This window comes from Thermogemmatispora sp. (assembly GCF_019683635.1).
Lineage (GTDB): Bacteria > Chloroflexota > Ktedonobacteria > Ktedonobacterales > Ktedonobacteraceae > Thermogemmatispora.
Genome location: NZ_JADGIA010000055.1, coordinates 1 through 20,629 on the forward strand (window position 1 = coordinate 1; position 20,629 = coordinate 20,629).

The following is a 20,629-nucleotide window of genomic DNA, read 5'->3' on the forward strand; positions in this document are numbered from 1 at the left end:
CCGCGCCATCACCGCGGCCATCTGGGCCCGATACTGCTTTGAGCCGTGAATATCCTCCATCAGCTCCAGGCCCTCAGCGGCATGGCTGGCCGCCTCGGCCACCGTCGCCTCATCCAGTTTCTTGCCCACCAGCGCCGCCTCCACTGCCGAGGCCCGTGTCGGCATCGTGCCGGCCCCAGTAATCACCACGCTGGCCGCCGAGCAAGAGCCATCCTCAGCCAGCGTCACCACCGCGGCGCAGCCCGCCACCGCGTAGTGCGACGCCTTATTAGCCAGCTTGGTATAGGCGCTGCCCGTGCGCGCCGGCGGCAGCGGGAAACGAATCTCCGTCACCATCTCGCCCGGCTCCAGAGCCGTCGTAAAGGTCCCCAGGAAGAAATCATCCGCCGCCACCGTCCGCTCCCCATTGGGGCCGCGCACACGAATCTCCGCCTTCAAGGCCCGCACCGCCCCCGGCATGTCCGCCGACGGATCAGCATGCGAAATACTGCCGCCGATCGTCCCCCGATTGCGCACCTGCGGATCACCGATCACCGAAGCGCACTCGGGCAAGACGGCAAAATGCCGGCGCAAGACCTCCGAGCGCTCAATCGTCACATAGGTCGTCAAGGCCCCCACCGCCACCACGTTCCCCTCTTCTCGAATATAAGAAAGGCCAGGAATGCGACCAATATCGATCAAATGAGCTGGCTGAGCCAGACGCAGCTTCATCGTTGGGATCAGACTATGGCCGCCGGCCAGCAACTTGGCATCATCACCGTACTGCGAGAGCAGGGCAATGGCCTCATCCACCGAGGACGCAGGATGATACTCAAACGTGGCAGGAATCATCAGACATCTCCTCCTCGCATCGTACGTCGTCAGTCGGTCAGCCAGGGCGAGGGAGCGCAGACCAGCCAGAGAGAGCCGAGCGACGGCCTGCCCACCCGCCGGACCGCCTTCTCATCCCTGGCCCTGGCCTTCATCATCGACGTTCGTCAGGGCACCAGCTCCCAGGCAGCTTCACGCCTGCGGCTGGGCCTGTTGCTGCTGGATAATGCGCCAGATGCGCTCAGGCGTAAACGGTATATCGACATGCGGCAAACCGAGCGCATCGGCCACCGCACCGGCGACCGCCGGCGTAGCCGCGATCGTCCCGGCCTCGCCCACACCCTTGACCCCGAGCGGATTATAAGGAGTGGGCGTCACCGTATGATCCAGCTCAAAAGGAGGCAGCTCCGAAGCCAGCGGCATCGCATAGTCCATGAACGTCGACGTCAGCAACTGGCCATTCTCATCGTAGACCACGCCCTCAAAGAGGGCCTGCCCGACCCCCTGGACAATGCCACCGTGGATCTGGCCCGCCACCAGGAGCGGATTCAGCTGGCGCCCGCAATCATCGACGGCCACATAGCGCCTCAGATGCACCTCGCCCGTATCCTTATCGATCTCCACGACGCAGATATGCGTCCCGAACGGGAAGGTACAGGCCTCCGGCTCAAAGAAGACCGTCGTCTCCAGGCCCGGCTCAATCCCCGGCGGCAGCGTATTCGAGAAATTGGCCGCCGCCGCCACCTCGGCGAAGGTCACCGCCTTCTGCGGCGCCCCAGCCACCGAGAACTTGCCATCCTCCAGCGTCACATCCGCCGGGCTGGCCTCCAGCATATGGGCGGCGATCTGCTTCATCTTCTCCTTCAGCTTCTGCACCGCATTATAGACCGCCGTCCCGCCCACCGCCGTCGTACGGCTGCCGTAAGTGCCGCGCCCCTCGGGCGTCGAATCGGTATCGCCGTGGAGCACCAGCACACGCTCAATCGGGATGCCGAACTCATCGGCGGCGATCTGCGCAAAGGTCGTCTCCTCGCCCTGGCCATGCGGCGAAGCCCCCGTATAGATCAAGACATCGCCGCTCTGATCGACCCGCACCCGCGCGCTCTCATAGAGGCCGAACGGCGTCAGCCCCTTGGGGCCGATGCCACAGATCTCCACATAGGAAGAGATGCCGATCCCCATCAGCTTCCCCTGGGCCCGCTTCTGAGCCTGCTCGGCGCGAAGCTGCTGATAGCCGATCAACTGCATGGCCTTCTCCAGAGCCAGCTGATAGTTGCCGCTATCGTAGACCGTACCGGTGGCCATCTTATGCGGGAACTGCTCCGGCTTCACGAAATTGATCATGCGCACCTCGGCGGGATCTTTGCCCAGCGCATGAGCCACCAGATCGACGGCCCGCTCGGCTATATAGGCCGCCTCGGGCCGGCCCGCGCCACGATAGGCATCGGTCGGCGCCTTATTGGTGAAGACAATATCGCAACTACCATAAGCCACCGGGATATCGTAGCAGCCGCAGATCATCGGCAGCGTGAAGGCAATGGCGATCACATCCGTAAAGAACTGCAGGTAGGCGCCCAGGTCCGAGACCACATGGACCTTGAGGCCGGTGATCTTCCCCTCACGCGTCGCCGCCACCTCCACATAATTGATCTGATCGCGTCCGTGGATGGTCACCGCCAGGTTCTCGCTGCGGTCCTCGATCCACTTCACCGGGTGGCCCGTCTTCATGGCCGCAAAGGCCGCCAGGGCCTCCTCGGGGTAAATATTCAGCTTGCAGCCGAAGCCACCGCCGACCTCGGGCACGATCACGCGCACCTGATGCTGCGGCAGACCGAGCTGCTCAGCCAGGTAGTTGCGCAACAGATGGGGGATCTGCGAAGAACTCCAGATGGTCAGCGTGCGGTCCGCCTTGCGGAACTCGGCCACCACGCCGCGCGTCTCCATCGGCGAAGGAGCCAGGCGCTGATTGACTATACGCTGCTTGACCACAATGCCGCCATTGGCCTGGGTCTCAGCGAAGACGCGGTCGATCTCATCGGTCGGAGGACGGACCGAAGCGGCCACGTTGGTTCCGAACTCCTCATAGAGCAAGGGAGCATCGGGCTGAGCGGCCTTCTCAGGATCAACCACCGCCGGCAGCGGCTCGTAGTCGACCTCGATCAGATCGAGGGCATCGCGCGCCCCGTAGCGGCTCTCGGCGATCACCACCGCCACCGGGTCACCGTAGAAGCGGACCTTCCCCTCGGCCAGCGGCCCGCGGCGCCCCATCCCATTCGTAATGTGCGGCGGCAACGGCGCCGCCACCGGGATATTGCCAACCACCCCCTTGAGGTCCTGAGCCGTGTAGACCGCCACCACGCCCGGCGCCTGTTTGGCCGCCTCCGTATTGATGCTGCGAATACGGGCGTGGCCGTAGGGGCTGCGCAAGACAGCCATATAGAGCATGCCGGGGAGCTTGATATCGTCGACGTAGGTCGCCTGACCGGTGATCAGACGGGGATCTTCGCGCCGCTTAATCGGCGTACCAACCAGTGCAGCAATACCCATAAGCAACCGTTCCTTTCTCCTCGTAACAGGCAACAGAGACGTCTAGAGGAGACCTGGCCAGTTCAAGCCAGCCAACACAGCCCGCCTCGCCCCGTCCGGCCCCAAACGGAACGGAACGGAAAGGCGGACGGCCTGCAGACAGCGCTGTCTGAACCAGGTAAGCACTCTTCCTGCTGGATGACTATACGAACGCCAGTAACGACTGTTGGGCGCAACCGGGCCTCGCCGGAGTGGACCGGCGCGGCTGGCATTGCCGGATCAAAGGGGTTGGAGGCCGGGCCGGCTGATGCCGGCTCAGCGCAACAGGAGACAGGCCAGGGAGGGCCTGACGCTACTCGCTGGCTCCCACTGGTTGCGAGGCTCCCGCCTGCAGCTTTTCAGCCGCATACTGGACAGCCCGCACAATATTCTGGTAGCCCGTGCAGCGGCAAATATTGCCCTCCAGCCCTTTGCGGATTTCTTCCTCGCTCGGGTTGGGGTTGGTCTTCAGCAACTGGTAGGCCGCCATGATCATGCCTGGCGTACAAAAACCACACTGCAGCCCATGCTTCTCCCAAAAACCTTCCTGCAGCGGATGAAGCTGTCCCTCTGGAGCCAGGCCCTCAATGGTCGTCACCTCACAGCCGTCCGCCTGCACGGCCAGTACGGTGCAGGACTTGACCGCCTCGCCATTGAGCAGCACGGTGCAGGCCCCACACTGCGAGGTGTCGCAGCCGATGTGCGTACCTGTCAGGTCCAGCACATCGCGTAAATAATGCACCAGCAACATGCGCGGTTCGACCTCTGAACGGTATTGCTGACCATTCACAGTCACCGTGATTTCGCGCTTCGTCGTCATTGGTGATACCCTCCATGTGGTCGGTTTGATCAGGCCCGTGAGTGAGTCTCTGCCCTCAGTTCAGTATACAGGGGCCTGGAACGGCATAGAACCATCAGGGAACAGCTCTTGTACATTGGGCCGCAGCCAGAGAAGCAGATGGCCTGAGCGCACTGGCCATCGGTCCAGCCCCAGGGCCGCAGGCGCTTAGATGCCCCTACAAGCAGACACCTGGCTCTGGATACTTTGTAGTCACGGGGAAAGGATCAACAGGGCAGGCTCGCCAGATCGCTGCCCCCCTGCCTCATCATCGCTGTGGCTTCTCCTTCCTTTCTCGCTCCATACACATGCCCAGAGAGAACGACCTTTTGAGCACCACGCGCGCCGAGCCGCTCACCGGCCTCGCCCCCAGGCCACACCTGCGCCCGCTGAGGCTGGCACCGGGCCGCAGGCTGGCCACCGCAACAGCGCGAGAGAGTCGCGGCAGCTCTCTGCGGAGGCGACACGCTTCAGATAAGCGCGCCAGACCGGCAAGAACTCGCTTCAGCTAACAGATAGAGAGTAGCATACGAAAGGGCTGAGTGTCAATCGACACCAGGCCCGCAAAGCCGATTCCTTGCCCCTCCTCCGCTTGCTTGTGGTACAATATCCCTGATTTTTTAATAGGGTATAAAGTACACTAACTGAGGAGGGCTTCCGATGCATCGCCGCGCCCCCCGTGTGCACCCGGGATTAATGACCGACATGTATCATCCAGACGCAGCCTACGTGAGCTGGCGCACCGGTCGCAACGGCCTGGCCACCTTTGACCTTTACGCGCGCACTGCCCCCTTTGGCGGCGCCTACCTGCTCGTCGCCGGTCTGGAGGCCGCGCTTGAATTCGTGCAGTCGTTCCGCTACACCGACGAAGAGCTAACCTTTCTGGCGCGCATCCGTGACTACGACGCCGCCTTTCTGGACGAACTGGCCAATCTGCGCTTCACTGGCGAGATCCTCGCTATGCCGGAAGGCTCAATCGCCTTCCCCAACGAGCCGATTCTGCGTGTGACGGCGCCGTTCCGCGAGGCGCTCCTGCTAGAGGCCGGCATCATGCAGGCCATCAATCTGGCGACGCTGATCGCCACCAAGGCCTCGCGTATTGTCTACGCCGCCCAGCAGGGCCAGCCACGTCGTGTAGCAGAGTTCGCCTTCCGCCGCGCCCAGGAGCCGATGACGGTAGCGCGCGCGGCCTACATTGGCGGCTGCGCCAGCACCTCGCTGCTGAACGCCGCCTACGAATTCCGTCTGCCGGCGACCGGCACCGTCCCCCACGCTCTGATCGAACTGTTCGACAGCGAGGAGGAGGCTTTCGAGGCCATCGCCCAGGCTTACAATCGCTACACGCTGCTCCTCGACACCTACGACCCGCGCCGCGCCATTCACACGGCCATCGAGGTAGCCTTGCGCGCTCAGGAGACCCTGGGCCACACCCTGGCCGCCGTACGCATCGACAGCGGCGACCTGGTGGCCGATAGCCTCTACATCCGCGAGCAGCTTGACAAGGCGGGTCTGCAGCACGTGCGCATCCTGGCCAGTGGCGACCTGGACGAGTGGAAGATTCTAGAGCTGCTGCAGGCCGGCGCGGCCATCGATGCCTTCGGCGTCGGCACCGCCCTGGGGAGCGGCGCCGGCTCGGTTGAGCGCGGGATTGCCGGCGGCTCGCTCGGAGCGGTCTACAAGGAGGTCTGGTACGTTGACGAGAACGGCACCGAGTACCCCAAGGTGAAGCTGGCCCGCGAGAAATCAACCTGGCCGGGCAAAAAAGAGATCTACCGTCATCCTCAGTGGGAGGAGGACATAGTGCAACTGGCCCACGAACCGGCCCCAGCCGGCTATCACCGCCTGCTGAAGCCCGTGATGCGCAACGGCGAGATGGTACCGGGCAGCCTGCCGCCGCTCTCGGAGATCCGCGAGCTAGCCCAGCAAAATCTGGCCGCCCTGCCCGAGAAGTACCGGGCGTTGACAGTGCAGGAGCCATATCCCGTGCACTTCAGCGAAGGGCTGCAGGTGTTGCGTCGTCAGGCGGCGCGCATCGTTGGGGTGGAGCTCGCCGAGTAGCGCAGGCTGGCGAGCGCTCCGCCCTCTCCAGCTTCCTTTGCCGCCCGGCAGAGGGCCATGATGGCCCGCCCCGCCTAGGACTTGGCGGCGAGCGCTACTGCTCTCCACCCCTTGTGGAGTATAATGCAGGGGAGTTGATCCTCTCGGGGAGGTGGAGGGGTGACGGGAGACGGGATCATTGATCAGGAAAGAGGAAGAGAGCATGGCCGAGAGTGCCATCGAGCCGCCAGAGCGGGCCGCGGCTCAGCATGAGCGCCCCACCCCGCCAGAGCAGGCAACCTGTCCAGAGACGACGCCGGCTGAGGGGCCTGCCACAGCAGAGGCAGATCAGAGAAGCGAGCAAGGTGAGACGGTGCTGTGGACGCCAGGCTTCATTGTGGTTTTCGCCCTGACCCTTGGCCTGGGCCTGAGCGCTGAGTGCCTCTTGACCAATGGCTGGCTGGCCCACTTCTACAGCGGCAACTGGCCCCAGCTCGCTCATCTGGCGGCCTTACTGCTGCTCTGGCTCGTACTGCTGGTTCGCGGGCGCACGGCCTGGGCGCGACTGGGCGCTATCTTCGGCTGCCTGTGGGCCTGCTTTGTGGGCCTCAATCTGCTCCTCAACCTGCGTGCCAGCTCCCAGCCGACAGCGGTCGCCTATTTGAATGCCTCGGGCAACCTCTCCTTGCTGGGCATGTACCTCTGCTTCGCCACAGAGCGGGCGCGTGCCCCCCGCTGGGACACCTGGTTCTTCGCCCTGGCTCTGCTGGGAGGGTGCGGCGCCGTCCTGACCGACTACCTGCTGACCGACCCCGACCAGCGCTCCTTGACGACGGTCGCCGACGCCATTGCCGCCCTGGCCCTCTGGCTGGCGCTGCTGATCTGGTGGCTGCGCCCCGCCTGCTGGCGCCTCCATCCAGGGCCGACCTTCCTCTTCGGGCTGTTTCCCCTGATCATTCTGCTCCTCTCTATTCCCGGCATCACGAACAGCTTCAACAACCTGTTCTTCGTACAAGTAGCGGACCTCTGTCTGTTCCTCGCCGGCCTGCGGATTCTGCAGGCCCAGCGCGTCCTCTCCTGAGAGGATCGGCAAACCAGGGCGTCACTTGCGGCCCGCTCAGCCGTTCTGTATAAGAAAGAAGAGGAGCCGCACGTGGCAACAAGCCCACAGCGTTTCTTATCACGCCTGCCCGGAGGGTGTGCACTTAGCAGGAGGTAATCAGGAGGTAACAGCCAACAATGCCCTCACCGTCCGAACCACAGTCCGCCGACGATCTCTACGCCACCCTGGCCATCAGCGCCGAGGAGGCCAGAACCGGCACCAGCCGCATCCTCACGCTGCCTGACGGGCGCCAGCTGCCAGTGACGCTGCCAGCGGGCATACAATCGGGCCAGCGGCTTAGCTTTGCCGGCCAGGGGCGGCGCCGAGATGACGGCACCTCTGGTTCGCTCCAGCTCACCATCACCGTGCTGCCCGGACCGCCCCCGGGTGGAGCGCCCGGTATTTCTTCCGAGGAAAACGCCCCCACACTGCTCAGCAGCGATCGACTCCAGTTGGCGGCACCTGTCGCGCTCGCCTCCTCTCTCCCAACAGCAGGGCAGGTGGCGCCCTCATCTTCCCAAACACCGGGTCCACTTTCGCAGACCCCGCCCTCTCCGCCACCATCCTGGCCCCAGTCAGCGCCGGCTCAGAGGAAGAGCGCCAGCCCAAGGCGATCCCTCTGGCTGGTCGCCACCGCTGTGGTTCTTCTTGTGCTGATCAGCAGCGCGGTCCTGCTGGAGCAGCACCTGCAGCAGACCCAGGAGCAGGCCAGCGCTACTGCCACCAGCGCCGCGGCTACCGCCTTCGTAGCTACCAGACAGGCGGGAGCGCAGGCCAGCGTCGTGGCTCAGGCCACGGCTGCCGCTCAGGCGACCGCTTCGGTGATCGCCGCTCATCCCAATCCCTACCCACCGGGCGGGGGCAGGCTGGTGCTCTATACTCCCCTGAGCGATGAGCACAATAGCATCGGCTGGGAAACCGGCATTCATTGTACCTTCCGCTCCGGCGCCTATCACGTCGTGAGCCAGAACCCACGCTTCTTTGATCATTGCAGCAACGGCATCAGCTACAGCGACTTCACCCTCGAAGTCGAGATGACAATCGTAGCAGGGGATCAGGGTGGCCTGCTCTTCCGTGGAGCGGATATCGATAACAACAAATATTACCTCTTCCAGGTCAGCACGACCGGCATCTATGCGCTGTTTGCCTACACCGGTGGCGACCAGACCGAGGAGCTGACGCGGGGTGTCGCTCTCAACTATGAGCGCGGCCTCGGCCAGACCAATCTGTTGGCGCTCGTGGCCCGCGGCAGCAGCCTGACGCTCTATCTCAACCACGAACAGGTGGTGCAGATCACCGACGGGCGCTATCGGTCCGGGCAGCTGGCCCTGCTGTCAGTGCCACTCGCCGATGGTGGGCAACCAACAGAAGTGGCCTATCGCAACCTCAAAGTCTGGACTTTCTAAATCCCGAGCGGATGGTGTATAATACCCAGCCAGGAAAAGAGACGGTTCCACGAAACAGGGCTATCTGCCAGCCAGCGCAGGGTGGGCAGGTACAGGAGAGAGAAGCCGAGAGAGTACGCGCAGAACAGAAGGAAAGCATGCATGTAAAGCCTTGAGGCTCGGAGAGGGACGATCCATCATGACCACAACTGCCACCATTCCCAAGGGGAAGTATCACATCTGGACGGTCGGCTGTCAGATGAATCAGGCCGACTCGCAGCGCATTCAGAGCATGCTTGATGAATTGGGATGGGAAGAGGCGAGCCTGGAGCAGGCCAATCTGGTGGTGCTCAATACCTGCAGCGTGCGCCAGGCGCCCGAGGAGAAGGCCCACAATCTGCTGGTGCGCCTCAAGCAGATGAAGGAGCGGCGCAGCGATCTGCTGATTGCTCTGATGGGCTGCATGATCGGCAATCAGAAGACCATTGACGAGCTGACGCGCCGCTATCCCCACATCGATCTGCTCTTCAAGGTAGAGCAGGCAGACATCCTGCCGCGCTTCCTCGAAGAGCGCTGGACGCCTATCTCCGGAGCGGGCTGCCTGGATATTGAGTATCAGGACGAGAGCGGCCAGCTGCATCAGCTCCAGCCCCTGCCGTTGGAGGCAGAGGAGCACCCACAGCAGAGCCAGAGCCAGCCGGCGCCCACGATCGCCACCTCGCTCAACCGTAGCGGGCAGCGCACGGTCCTGCCGATGGCCATCACGCCGCGCCCCGGCGAGCGCGTGGCCCACTATCCGACCAGGATCGAGGCGCGCTACGTGGCCCCCACCGCCTGGCTGCCGGTGATCCTGGGCTGCAACAAGGTTTGCACCTACTGCATTGTCCCCTACCGCCGGGGCCGCGAGCGCAGCCGCCCGCTGGAGGAGGTCTACGCCGAAGCGCAGTCCCTGGTGGCCAAGGGGGCCCGCGAGCTGACGCTGCTCGGCCAGACCATCGAGGCCTATGGTCTCGATCTGCCCGGCCAGCCCGACCTGGCCGACCTGATGGAGAAGCTGAGCGAGATCGAGGGCCTCACACGCATCCGCTTTATGACCTCCTACCCGCGTCACATGACGGATCGCATGATCCAGCGCATGGCGGCTCTGCCCAAGGTCTGCGAGCATGTCAATATTCCCGTGCAGTCGGGCGACGACGCCGTGCTGCGCCGCATGAAGCGTGGCTATACGATCTCTGAGTACCGCGAGCTGATCGCCAAGTTGCGCGCCTGGTGGCCCGGCGTGACGCTCTCGACGGATGTCATCGTTGGCTTCTGCGGCGAGACCGAGGAGGAGTTTCAGCATACGCTCGACCTGCTCGAAGAGATCCGCTTCGATGTAGTTCACGTGGCCGCCTACTCACCTCGCCCGGGCACGGTGGCAGCTCGCTGGGCCGACGATGTGCCGCTGGCCGAGAAGAAACGTCGGCTGCACGCCGTTGAGGAACTGCAGGCCCGCATTGCGCTGGAGCTGAATCAGCACTATGTGGGACGGGTGGAGGAAGTGCTGATCGAGGAGAGCAATACGCTGCATGGCCGCCGTCAGTGGAAGGGCCGCAACCGCGGCAATAAGCTGGTCTACTTCCCTCCCGCTGATGACGAAGGACATCTGTCCTTCCACGATGGACACGAGGCGGGCGTCGATCTGGAGGCGCTGCGCCCCGGCGACCTGGTGCAGGTGCGCATCGAGCGCGCTACCGCCTGGTCCTTGCAGGGTTGCGCCATTGCGGTATAATAGGCGGGCCAGGCCCTGGCCCGCGGCATTTCGCAGTTCGTTCGTAGATGGAGGTGGCTTCTGATGACGCAAGCGCTATCGGCGGAGGAGAAGGCCCGGCTGAAGAAGCAGTGGACGGAGCTGGCCATTCAGCAGGCCCTGGCTAGCCAGTGGCAGGAAGCGGTGGCCACAAACAAGAATATCTTGAGCCTCTTCCCTACTGAGGCCGAGGCCTATAACCGCCTGGGCAAGGCCTACCGCGAGCTGGGTATGTACGCCGAGGCCCGCGAGGCTTACTCACAGACGCTCAAGCTCAATCCTAATAACACGATCGCACGCAAAAATTTGGAACAGCTCGCTCTTATCCAGGAGGATCAGGCCCGCATCAACGCCGCCGCTGCCGCCATCGATCCGGTGATCTTCAATGAGGAGCCAGGCAAACGGACGACCACCGACCTGATCAACCTGGCCGAACCCCAGGTGCTGGCCCGCGTCAGCACCGGCGAGAAGGTCCAGCTTGAGCGCGATGGCCATGCGATCTACGTGCGCTCCGCTGCGGGTGAGCGAATCGGCCAGATTGAGCCGCGGCTGGCCAACCGCCTGATCACCCTGATGGAGCACGGTAATCGCTACGAGGCCGCCATCTCAACGCTGGATAACAACCACGTCCGCGTGGTGATCAGCGAATCCTACCAGCATCCAAGCATGGTGGGCACGGTAAGCTTCCCGGCCCAGGCTGGTGGCGAACTCGTCAGGCCGTACACGAAGGATAGCATGCTGCGCTACGACCGCGACGAGGAGGACGAGCTGCTCAGCGAGGATGAGTACTACGAGGGCGCTGAGGATAGCGATGAGTACAGCGACCTCGATTTCGAGTCTGGTAGCGATGTCGAGGAGTAGCCAGAAAGGCGAGCAGACCAGGCAAGCACCCGCAAGGCTGCCCTCTGCCTGGCAGCTTCTCCCAGCGCCTGCTCTTCCCGACCTGGCCTGGCAGCCGCGCCAGGCGCCAGGATGCTCGCCCGGTCAATGGTCGCCGCTTCTGCTATCTCTCATCTACATCTCTTATCTATTGAGCTACTCTCATCTGGAAAGAGGTTGTACTTGCTATGAATAAGCGGAAACGAGTCGCTCTTCGCAAACACCGCATTAAGGAGAAGAAATACAGGGAGAAGCGCAAGGCTCAGCGAGCCAGCGCGAGTGCGACTGCGAATACGGCGCGGCGGTAACGCCGCGCTTCCCTGTTGTATGGAGGCGCTGCGATGACTAGCCCGTCCCCCGCTTCAGCGGCGACGGTGCGCAACGTGCTAACATTGCTCGCTTCCCGCGATGCCCAGCTGGTGGCTGGCTCCGAGGGATTGGAGCGTCGCGTGACCTGGGCCTTGCGGATGCGCGCCCGCCTGCCAGCTTTTGAGAGTATCCGCGGCGGTGAGCTGGCGCTGCTGAGCCTGACGCAGCTGCGCCGCCTCGATGAAACACTGCCACACTTGCTGCAGACGCTGCACCGGGAAGGGATCGCTGCGGTGGCGGTCGCCGCCCCTTCGATCGAGTCCCTTGGGTCGGAGGCCGAGGCCGTGGCCAATCGGCTGCACCTGCCGCTGATCTATCTGCCAGCCTCGGCCCCGCTGGAGGAGATCGTGCGCGAGGTCATTACCTTTGTAGCCAGCTTTCGCAGCGAGATCGAGCGCCGTGCTACTGAGGTGGCTCAACAGCTGATGCAGCTCAGTGTCCAGGGCGTCGGTATCCAGGGCCTCTGCGAGCATCTGGCGCGCGTGACCGGCAAATGGGTGGTAGTGCAGGATGCGGACTACTCGCCCCGCTGGCAGGTGGCTCCTCCCTCCGTCTTGCCGGAGGGCATGCTGCCCTCCAGTCTGCCCCCCCTGCAGGATGAGGATGCGTTGCGTCAAGAGGGCCTGGCGCGCGTGGTGGTCCCGATTCTGATCCGCCACGAGATCGTCGGCTATCTCTCCTTGGTTGGCCGGGAGCAGACTTTTGATTATCAGGAGCGCCTTCTGCTTGGCCAGGTCTCTCCTATTCTGGCGCTGGAGTTTGTGCGCGAGCGCGAGCGCAGCGAGGTGGAGAGCCGCTATCAGCTGGAGGCCTTTCTCGATGTGGTTCAGGGCAACTACCAGCAGCCGGAGGAGATGCAGACCCGTGCGCGCTTGTTGGGCCACGATCTGACTCCTCCCCAGGTGGTGGTGGTCTTTGAGCTGTCCCCCCAGCAGGGAACTCCGCTGGCCGGGACCATCGCCGCGGGCTGGAGCCGGCGGGTGCGCGAGGAGCTGCTGCGCTCCTGGCCTTCGGCCTGGGTGGTCACAGAGCAGCAGCGAGTGACGGCCTTGCTGCCGCTCGGCGACCTGCGCACCAGTGGCAGCGATTCACGCTCCGATCACGAGCTAGAGCAGGCGCTTTTGTCGCGCCTGGAGCGGGTGCATAGTCGTATCCTGCAGAGCACCAATTTTCTGAAGGGAGAAAGCGCCTCCGCCGGCGGCTCGCGCTCCGCGGCGCGTCATGAGAGCGATCCGCTCTATTCGGTGGGCGTCGGGCGCATCGCTCAGCAGATCCAGGGCATCGGGCAGTCGATGCGGGAGGCTCAACAGGCCCTGGAGATCGGGCGTCGCCTCTTCGGCGAGGGCCGCCTCCATTCATTCGCCCGCCTCGGAATCTATCGCCTCCTCTTCCACCTCTATGGCCACGAGGAGCTGACGGCTTTCTACCGCGAGACGCTCGGTCCTCTGCTGGAACACGATAGCCGCGGCGGCGAGTTGATTGAGACGCTGGAGTGCTTCTTCCGCTGTAATGGAAACCTCAGCGAGGCCGCGCGCGCTATGCATATGCACCGCAATTCGCTGCTCTATCGCCTGGAGCGCATCGAGGAACTGCTCGGTCAGTCCCTTGAGGATTCAGAGCTGCGCCTCTCTTTACAGATCGCCCTGAAAATCCGCTATATGCTTCAGGAACGCTGAGCTGTTTCTCTCATAGATTTTCACCATCCTGTTCTGCCTATTATTCTCCTGCTCGCGCTCTTCCGCGTCAGGAGCCTCTCTTCACCCCGGCAGGAATCTCAGCCATAGCCCGATAGTCTGTAATAGCTACCAGACGGCTACCGATGTGCTATCCTTTACAGAGATGTACCATCGTGAATCGCCTGAGTGAGGCGAGACAGAGCAGGACCGCCGCGCCGCTGGGTTCCCAGGGTTTTTCGAGGGTACTGGTCAGACCTCCCCCAAGGTGGTGAGGAGAGAGGAAGCCCAGGGCTACCCTCCTCTCGTAAGTGATCGCTGTTGAGCCGAAGCTGGCACGCTGATGCTTTCTTTGGCTCTATCGGTTCTGCTTTCCGATAAAAAGAGGCGTTTTTCTCTCAAGAGATCTTAAGTTGACTGCAACTGAGCTACAGCGAAGAGAGGACTTCTGGCATGCGCATTGCGATTTTGTCGGATATTCACGGTAATCCGATTGCGCTGGAGGCTGTGCTGGCTGATATCCAGAGGCAGGGACCAATCGATGAGTATTGGATTCTGGGCGATCTGGCCGCCATTGGCTATGACCCTGTAACCGTGCTGGAGCGGGTGACGAAACTGCCACGGGTGCGTTTTACACGTGGGAACACTGACCGCTATGTGGTGAGCGATGAGCTGCCCATTTCGATCGAGCAGATTCGGGCCCAGGGCCGCCTTGAACTGCTGCCAAAGCTGCTGAGTACAGTGAAGAACTTTGCCTGGACAAAGGGCTATTTGACGGCAACTGGCTGGCTGGATTGGTTGGCTCGCCTTCCTCTGGAGCAGCGGCTGACTTTGCCCGATGGGACGCGCTTGCTCGGCGTGCACGCAGCTCCCGGTACCGATGATGGCCCCGGTATTCATCCCCGTTTGAGCGAGGCTGAGCTGGAGGCTCTGGTGAAGGATTGTAACGCCGATCTGATCTGCGTTGGCCATACCCATATCCCGCTCGACCGTACGGTGTCAGGAATACGTGTGGTGAACCTGGGAAGCGTGAGCAATCCGGTGACGCCGGAGCTGATGGCCAGCTATGCGATTGTCAAGGCCAACAACAGCGGTTACCAGCTTCAGCTGCGGCGCGTTCCTTATGACCGAGAGGCGGTGATGGAGGCGATCCGGCGTGTGCGCCATCCAGCGAGCGATTATTTGCTGGGCTTCATGCGCGGGGAGTTCGTGGCCAAGCAGGGCTGAGGCTGGCCAGGGCCGGCTCGCTTTTTCCGGACAGTTCGCCCGCGGCGGGCGCAGGGTGGCAAGCAGGTTGGCAGGGGAAAGGCTTCTGAGTAGCTGATTACGCAGTGCAAGAGGAAGCAATGAGCGACTACAGTGGCCTACAGTTCGGCCATTACCGGCTGGAGCGCTTACTTGGGGCGGGCAGTTTTGCCCAGGTCTATCTGGCGACCCATGTGCATCTGCAGACGCGGGTCGCGGTGAAGGTGCTTCATGCTGCGCTCGGTCCCGAGGCGGTCGAGCAGTTCCGCCGCGAGGCGCGGACGATTGCGGCCCTGGTACACCCGCATATTGTGCGCGTGCTCGACTTTGGTCTGCATGAGGAGCATCTCCCCTATCTGGTGATGGACTATCTGCCCGGCGGCTCGCTGCGCCAGCGCTATCCGCGCGGCAGTCGCCTGCCTCTGGAGCTGGCTCTGAGCTATGTATGCCAGGCCGCGGAGGCGCTGCAGTATGCTCACGAGCGGCGCATCGTCCATCGCGATGTGAAGCCAGAGAACATGCTGCTCGGAGAGGATGGTCTGCTGCGCCTGGCCGATTTCGGGATCGCGACGATCCTGGAGACAACGGGTACGCTGAGCCATGTTACGGGCGCGGCAGCGGCGGGCAGTCAGGATCTGGCGGGCACGGTGCTGTATATGGCACCGGAGCAGATCCAGGCCCATCCTCGCCCGGAGAGCGACCAGTATGCGCTGGCGGTGGTGCTCTACGAGTGGCTCTCTGGAGCACCACCCTTTACGGGCAGTTTCGCTGAGGTAGCGGTACGCCATTGTACGGTGGCACCGCCGCCGCTGCGCGCTCGGGTTCCAGAGTTGTCGCCCGCGGTAGAAGAGGTTATTCTGCGGGCTTTGGCCAAGGATTGGCGTGCGCGGTTCCCTTCGGTGCGTGCCTTCGCGGCTGCGCTGGCAGAGGTCAGTGGGCTGACGCTGAGGGTGGCCAGCGCTGGTGCGCCGCTGCACGTGTCAGCCTCAGAGGGAAGCCTCCTCACAGCCAGGGCCGCAGCCCTCCCAACGGAGCAGGTCCCTCCAGCTTTCTCTTATTACGCGGAGACGGGAGCACCTCCGCCACGCCTGCCTCCGCCGCCGATGGCTCTGAATTATTTGCCGCTCCTGCGCGGCCCCCTGAGACCCGCTCAGCTTCTCCCTCTGGTTGTTCATGCCGCCGTGTTGATAGTACCTTTCCTGTCATTACTGCTCCTTCCTCCACCAATGCAGACGTTGGGCCTCCCGCTCTGGCTCTATACGGCGATCGGTGGCTCGCTGGTGGGCAGCGGCACATTGCTGGCTGGAGCACTCTGGGGAAGCTGGCGCGGCGCACTGGTAAATGGGGTCTATGCGCTTTTTCTGGCAGTGATCAGTCTCGCGGGGCGCTGGCTGCCGTTCTCGCCATTTTTGCTCATGCCTCCTATAGCAGCATTGCTGACTGGCTGGATCTATGAGCACCGTACGCTGCGCGGCTTCGGGCGCGCGCTCCTGGCCTTGCTGCCGGGCGCTCTGTTGCTGATCCTGGGGCCGCTGCTGGGCAACCTGCAGGGGAAAACAAGCATGGCCGAGGTCACGCTGGCGCTGCTGGTGACGCTGGCGACGCTGGTGCCTGGTTTGACGAATGGGCTGCTCTGGAGCGTGCTGGCGTCCCTGCTGGGAACGCTGCTGCTCGGTGCGATAGTTGAGGTGACCCTCCAGCGCTGGCTGGAGCGCCGACAGGGCTGAGGGAGTCGCAGTTTCTCCTTTGAGCCGGCAAAAGTTATTGCCAGCGCTGCCGACCTGTAACGCTGGCGCGCTGCTCTAAGCCTTTGATCCTGGTTCCTGTCAGGAGAACCAGGACGAGAATGACCTTGTGCTCAAAAGAGCAGTCTTTACGCCTCTAATCCTCCTACTCTGACGCTTTCTATCGTCTTATTAATATTACTATTACCAAATCCATATAGTTTTCTATCGCATAGAAGCAGATATGATGATAGATGATATAATCTAGCGCGGGCCACTCTCTCACAGGTCATTCCCAGGAGCCTGATCAGCAGGCAGTGAGGCAGTAAGGGGCGTGATTGCTAAAGACTGGTTGTTCTTCTGGCGAGCAGGGATAGATGGTCAGGGAGCGCGGGTCAGATAGTGGCTGCCTGAAGTCTACTGAGGCTGCTATCTCGTGGTATTTCACTGAGAAACAAGCAGCTTGACAGTAAAGATGAGAAATTGTTACACTCTCCCCGGTGGGAAGGATGAGGGGACTTCAACGGGAGGAAGGAGATAATGGCCGACTATAGCGGGCAGCAGCTGGGGCACTATCGTCTGGAGCGCCTCCTTGGCCAGGGTGCCTTCGCCCAGGTCTACCTGGCAACCCATCTTCATCTGGACACCAAGGTGGCGGTCAAGATTCTTCACCAGGTCACTGACCAGAGCGCCATCGAGCAATTCCGCCGCGAGGCGCGCACCATCGCTGCTTTGTTGCACCCCCATATTGTGCGTGTCCTCGACTTCGGCCTGCACGAAGGACGTATTTCCTACCTGGTCATGGACTATCTTCCCGGCGGCACGCTGCGTCAACGCCACCCTCCCGGCAGCCGTCTGCCGCTGGCCGTGGCTTTTGACTACACGCGCCAGATCGGCGAAGCGCTGCAGTATGCGCACGAGGCCCGTATCGTTCACCGCGACGTCAAACCCGAGAATATGCTGATCGGGCGCGACAACAGCGTGCTGCTCGCAGACTTTGGCATTGCCACGATCGCGGCCAGCACTCGCCTGTCAACCGCTGAGGATCTGGCCGGTACGGTCACCTATATGGCACCCGAGCAGATCCAGGGCCATCCCCGCCCGGAGAGCGATCAGTACGCACTGGCGGTGGTGCTCTACGAGTGGCTTTGTGGAAGACCCCCTTTTAGAGGCAGCTTTGCTGAGGTGGCCGCCCAGCACTGCACTGCCGCCCCGCCCCCGCTCAGCCAGCAGGTGCCCGACCTTCACCCGGACATCGAACAGGCAATTCTACGGGCCCTGGCGAAGGATTGGCGCGCTCGCTTTCCCTCCATACGGGATTTTGCCAGTGCGCTTGTGGAGGCCACAGCTGAGACCATCAGGGTCTCCTCTGGCCCGCAGTCTGGTCCGCCCCCTTCTGCCGGGCCTCCCGGGCCTCCGTCCCCTTTGGGAAGCACGCCTATCTCCACTTCCTCTCTTAGCTCTAGCGTTCTCGATTTGACAGCCAGCGAGCCTGGCGTTCTGCCTGAGCACCACAGATCCCAGTATGCCGTCTCCTGGGACGCAGATACCACGAGCCAGGCGCAGGAGCGGCCTCCAGCCTCTCCCAAGCGTAGCAGGACAGCAGCCAGACGTCCATATTCTTCCCGAGCAGCCCAGAGGAGAAGCACCGCCAGCCGGTCTCCTTTCGCAGTCTACTCTGGCGGTTACTCCAGTCCCCAGACCACATGGCTCCCACCACCTCCCTTTCCACTAAACTACCTGCCGCTAGCACGCGGTCAACTTACAGTAAGCCAGGCCATTGCCATGCTGCTCTACCTGCTGCTGGCACTTGGTCCTACCCTGCCACTCTTTCTGCTGGCTTATCTGATGCCTCCTACAACCAAGACCCTGCCGAGCTGGGCCATCATGAACCAGCTAGCCGTGTTACTGCTCTTGCCAGCCGTCCCGACTCTGGCCGGGAAGATCTTTGGAAGCTGGCGCGGCGCCCTGGTCAGCTGCATGACCATCCTGGTCCTCTGGAGCCTTAATGCTTCACTGTCAGGGCATGGCTTGTTCCCAACCACCTGGCAGAGCGCCGTCGCCCTGGCTGGCTGGCCCCTGGCCTCCACACTCACTGGCTGGCGAGTCCGTCGTAATCCTTTTCGCTCCTTTAGACGCGCCTGGCGGCTTCACCTCGCTGGCCTGTTGATCATGCTGGCCACTCTCACGATCGGTCTTATCTACAGCACTCCCTTGAGCCAGCTGTCGCAGCCGTCGAACCAACAGTTCGACGAGTACGCTAGCCTGTACTGTTGTCTCTTCCCCACCTGGCTGATACTCAGTTCAATCTGCGGGACGCTGGTCGAAATGCTGATTCAGAAGCTCACCGAACTTCTTCAGCCGCGGTTGCGGAAGGGTCAACCCGAATGATCCGTCCACCCGCTGCGCGTCGCAGGCGGTCCTGCACCGCCAGCCCCAGGCCCACGGGCCTGAAGCTGCGACAGAGGATCACATCGACCGCCGCCGCTTCCAGCTCCCGCAGTGTGGCGAAGAGAGCTGCCGCCACCTTCTCCGGTTCCTCCAGCGAGGCCGGCGCCCGAACCAGCGCCCCGCGCTCTTCGCACGGGCGCAGGGTTTCCACATCCTCGCTTGCCGCCAGAATACCCACGCGCTCGCCGCGCTCCAGGCGCTGCAGGGCGTCTGCCACAATTGCTGTCCGCTGAGCCTGATCCTCGCCCTCAAAGAGGAACAGGGGCACCGTCGGCGAATAGTGCACCAGCAACTGGCCGGGCGCGCGCTGGGCCTCTCCTTCTTCGTGCTCAGGCTGGCTGGCCCGTGGAGGCTGCGGTGGTTCAACCTCGGGCAGCACCTGGCGCAGGGCCTCCAGACTCGTCCCGCCGGGACGCAGAATGCGCGGCACCGCTGCACATAGATCAACGACTGTCGACTCGACGCCGACCGTCGTCGGTCCGCCATCCAGGATCAGTGGTACGCGCCCATTCAGGTCCGCCAGGGCGTGCTGCGCCGTTGTCGGGCTGACATGCTTGAAGCGATTGGCGCTGGGTGCCGCGATGGGCGTGCCGGCAGCACGAATCAGGGCCTGCGCCACTGGATGGCTCGGCATGCGCACCGCCACGGTCTCCAGGCCAGCCGTGACCAGCCGCGGCACGTGCTCGCCGCGTGGCAGAATCAGCGTCAACGGCCCCGGCCAGAACGCCTCGGCCAGCCGCCGTGCGCGCTCCGGAACAGCGGCAGCCACCCGTTCTAGCTCTTCTATCTGTGCTATATGAACAATCAGCGGATCAGTCAACGGTCGCCCCTTCGCCGCAAAGATCCGGCGGGCTGCCTCCTCTCGCAAAGCGTCGCCCCCCAGACCGTAGACGGTCTCCGTTGGGAAGACCACCAGTTCGCCTGCGCGCAGCAGCGCCGCCGCCCGTTCAATGACTGCGGCCTCGGGCTGCCGCGGATCAACAGGAATTACCTCAGTAGGGACTGCCTTGATATCGTCTGCCATGAGTACTGAGCAACCACCTTCTTGATTAGGAGTCAGCGCTGGCCTGGCCTCATTGCAAAAGAAGAGAGAAGACCAGCCAGCAAGCACAGAGCCACGCGCCCGCCGTTGGGATGAGCGCTTAGCCTCCGACACGAGTCACTCCAGCGGCAGAATGCGACCAGAGCCAGCAGAGCCAGAGCGATCAGACAGGCTAGCGTCCTTGTCCCGGATGCAGCTCCCGCTCTGACTCTGGCTCTAGCCCATCGCTGGCTTGCCTGGCAAGAAAGCGTTCATAGTCAGCGAAGATGGACTGAGTTGCTTCACCCAGGCGACGCAGGGCCTCCTCCCGCTCCAACCAGAGTGGCTCACCCTCCATACTCGCCCGCAGCTGACCGCCGATCACCTCGCCACAGACGACCGCAGTCAGCGAACTCATCTGCGTTACGGAAGCGCTCACCAACCAATAGCAGCCGATAATGCTCTGCGCCCGAATGCGCAGGCCGGTCTCTTCCTCGCACTCACGCACCGCCGCCTCGAAGGGTGTCTCGCGCCAGCGCATAAAACCGCCTGGGAAGCTCCAGGTGCCACGGGCCGTGCGCACTACCAGAAAGCGCCCCTCGTTCTCAACGATCACATTGACCGCGCCAAGCGGCGGCAAATTGCCTAGCAGCAGAAGATTGAGCAGATTGAAACAGATGCTCACAATGGCCTTAAGCAGGCTATAGACCACAGGTTGCCTCTCCTCACATCAGCCAATGG

At 62.8% G+C, this 20,629-nt stretch carries 14 protein-coding genes; 9 read left to right on the forward strand and 5 right to left on the reverse strand.

Translation table 11 applies throughout. The annotated features are described in order from the left end of the window. The 3 genes from IRZ31_RS08440 to IRZ31_RS08450 all read right to left on the reverse strand — a co-directional run. Window positions 1–831, reverse strand: an 831-nt coding sequence (locus IRZ31_RS08440) for a xanthine dehydrogenase family protein subunit M (protein WP_297152356.1), incomplete at its 3' end; no start/stop codon positions are given. A gap of 171 nt (window positions 832–1,002) precedes the next feature. Beyond that, on the reverse strand, window positions 1,003–3,357 hold the full coding sequence (locus IRZ31_RS08445; RefSeq protein WP_297152359.1) for a xanthine dehydrogenase family protein molybdopterin-binding subunit: 2,355 nt from the start codon (window positions 3,355–3,357) through the stop codon (window positions 1,003–1,005). A 331-nt stretch (window positions 3,358–3,688) separates the two neighbouring features. Continuing rightward, the gene (locus IRZ31_RS08450; protein ID WP_297152362.1) at window positions 3,689–4,195 is read right to left on the reverse strand and encodes a (2Fe-2S)-binding protein; all 507 of its coding nucleotides are present in this window, start codon (window positions 4,193–4,195) and stop codon (window positions 3,689–3,691) included. Between the two features lie 678 nt (window positions 4,196–4,873). Here IRZ31_RS08450 and pncB point away from each other — a divergent pair. The 9 genes from pncB to IRZ31_RS08495 all read left to right on the forward strand — a co-directional run bounded on the left by pncB (window position 4,874) and on the right by IRZ31_RS08495 (window position 18,807). Then, window positions 4,874–6,271: a nicotinate phosphoribosyltransferase gene (pncB, locus tag IRZ31_RS08455; RefSeq protein WP_297152365.1), complete on the forward strand. Its 1,398-nt coding sequence runs from the start codon at window positions 4,874–4,876 to the stop codon at window positions 6,269–6,271. Between the two features lie 202 nt (window positions 6,272–6,473). After that, the gene (locus IRZ31_RS08460) at window positions 6,474–7,331 is read left to right on the forward strand and encodes a hypothetical protein (protein WP_297152368.1); all 858 of its coding nucleotides are present in this window, start codon (window positions 6,474–6,476) and stop codon (window positions 7,329–7,331) included. Window positions 7,332–7,489: 158 nt separating this feature from the next. Beyond that, on the forward strand, window positions 7,490–8,758 hold the full coding sequence (locus tag IRZ31_RS08465) for a family 16 glycoside hydrolase (RefSeq protein WP_297152371.1): 1,269 nt from the start codon (window positions 7,490–7,492) through the stop codon (window positions 8,756–8,758). Between the two features lie 178 nt (window positions 8,759–8,936). Beyond that, complete coding sequence (locus IRZ31_RS08470; RefSeq protein ID WP_297152374.1) at window positions 8,937–10,508, forward strand: MiaB/RimO family radical SAM methylthiotransferase; 1,572 nt, start codon at window positions 8,937–8,939, stop codon at window positions 10,506–10,508. 63 nt (window positions 10,509–10,571) lie between these two features. After that, window positions 10,572–11,387 carry a tetratricopeptide repeat protein gene (locus IRZ31_RS08475; RefSeq protein WP_297152376.1) on the forward strand — a complete coding sequence of 272 codons (816 nt, stop codon included), beginning with the start codon at window positions 10,572–10,574 and terminating at the stop codon, window positions 11,385–11,387. 359 nt (window positions 11,388–11,746) lie between these two features. Beyond that, a complete protein-coding gene (locus tag IRZ31_RS08480) occupies window positions 11,747–13,450 on the forward strand; it encodes a helix-turn-helix domain-containing protein (protein WP_297152379.1) in 1,704 nt (567 codons plus the stop codon). Between the two features lie 450 nt (window positions 13,451–13,900). Continuing rightward, entirely contained in the window at window positions 13,901–14,674 is a 774-nt protein-coding gene (locus IRZ31_RS08485) for a metallophosphoesterase family protein (RefSeq protein ID WP_297152382.1), read from the forward strand. 119 nt (window positions 14,675–14,793) lie between these two features. After that, window positions 14,794–16,419, forward strand: coding sequence for a serine/threonine-protein kinase (locus tag IRZ31_RS08490; RefSeq protein WP_297152385.1), 1,626 nt, complete (start codon window positions 14,794–14,796; stop codon window positions 16,417–16,419). A gap of 537 nt (window positions 16,420–16,956) precedes the next feature. Next, window positions 16,957–18,807, forward strand: coding sequence for a serine/threonine-protein kinase (locus tag IRZ31_RS08495; protein WP_297152388.1), 1,851 nt, complete (start codon window positions 16,957–16,959; stop codon window positions 18,805–18,807). On the opposite strand, the gene IRZ31_RS08500 is transcribed toward IRZ31_RS08495, so the two are convergent. Both IRZ31_RS08500 and IRZ31_RS08505 read right to left on the reverse strand, forming a co-directional pair. Further along, window positions 18,761–19,891, reverse strand: coding sequence for an L-threonylcarbamoyladenylate synthase (locus IRZ31_RS08500; protein WP_297152390.1), 1,131 nt, complete (start codon window positions 19,889–19,891; stop codon window positions 18,761–18,763). The genes IRZ31_RS08495 and IRZ31_RS08500 overlap by 47 nt on opposite strands. 190 nt (window positions 19,892–20,081) lie before the next feature. Beyond that, entirely contained in the window at window positions 20,082–20,600 is a 519-nt protein-coding gene (locus IRZ31_RS08505) for an NUDIX hydrolase (RefSeq protein WP_297152393.1), read from the reverse strand. Window positions 20,601–20,629 lie beyond the last annotated feature (29 nt).

Excerpts from the sequence above, each read along its gene's own strand:
- IRZ31_RS08445 (WP_297152359.1), bottom strand. The coding sequence starts at position 3,357 with ATGGGTATTGCTGCACTGGTTGGTACGCCGATTAAGCGGCGCGAAGAT.
- IRZ31_RS08450 (WP_297152362.1), bottom strand. The coding sequence starts at position 4,195 with ATGACGACGAAGCGCGAAATCACGGTGACTGTGAATGGTCAGCAATAC.
- pncB (WP_297152365.1), top strand. The coding sequence starts at position 4,874 with ATGCATCGCCGCGCCCCCCGTGTGCACCCGGGATTAATGACCGACATG.
- IRZ31_RS08460 (WP_297152368.1), top strand. The coding sequence starts at position 6,474 with ATGGCCGAGAGTGCCATCGAGCCGCCAGAGCGGGCCGCGGCTCAGCAT.
- IRZ31_RS08465 (WP_297152371.1), top strand. The coding sequence starts at position 7,490 with ATGCCCTCACCGTCCGAACCACAGTCCGCCGACGATCTCTACGCCACC.
- IRZ31_RS08470 (WP_297152374.1), top strand. The coding sequence starts at position 8,937 with ATGACCACAACTGCCACCATTCCCAAGGGGAAGTATCACATCTGGACG.
- IRZ31_RS08475 (WP_297152376.1), top strand. The coding sequence starts at position 10,572 with ATGACGCAAGCGCTATCGGCGGAGGAGAAGGCCCGGCTGAAGAAGCAG.
- IRZ31_RS08480 (WP_297152379.1), top strand. The coding sequence starts at position 11,747 with ATGACTAGCCCGTCCCCCGCTTCAGCGGCGACGGTGCGCAACGTGCTA.
- IRZ31_RS08485 (WP_297152382.1), top strand. The coding sequence starts at position 13,901 with ATGCGCATTGCGATTTTGTCGGATATTCACGGTAATCCGATTGCGCTG.
- IRZ31_RS08490 (WP_297152385.1), top strand. The coding sequence starts at position 14,794 with ATGAGCGACTACAGTGGCCTACAGTTCGGCCATTACCGGCTGGAGCGC.
- IRZ31_RS08495 (WP_297152388.1), top strand. The coding sequence starts at position 16,957 with ATGGCCGACTATAGCGGGCAGCAGCTGGGGCACTATCGTCTGGAGCGC.
- IRZ31_RS08500 (WP_297152390.1), bottom strand. The coding sequence starts at position 19,891 with ATGGCAGACGATATCAAGGCAGTCCCTACTGAGGTAATTCCTGTTGAT.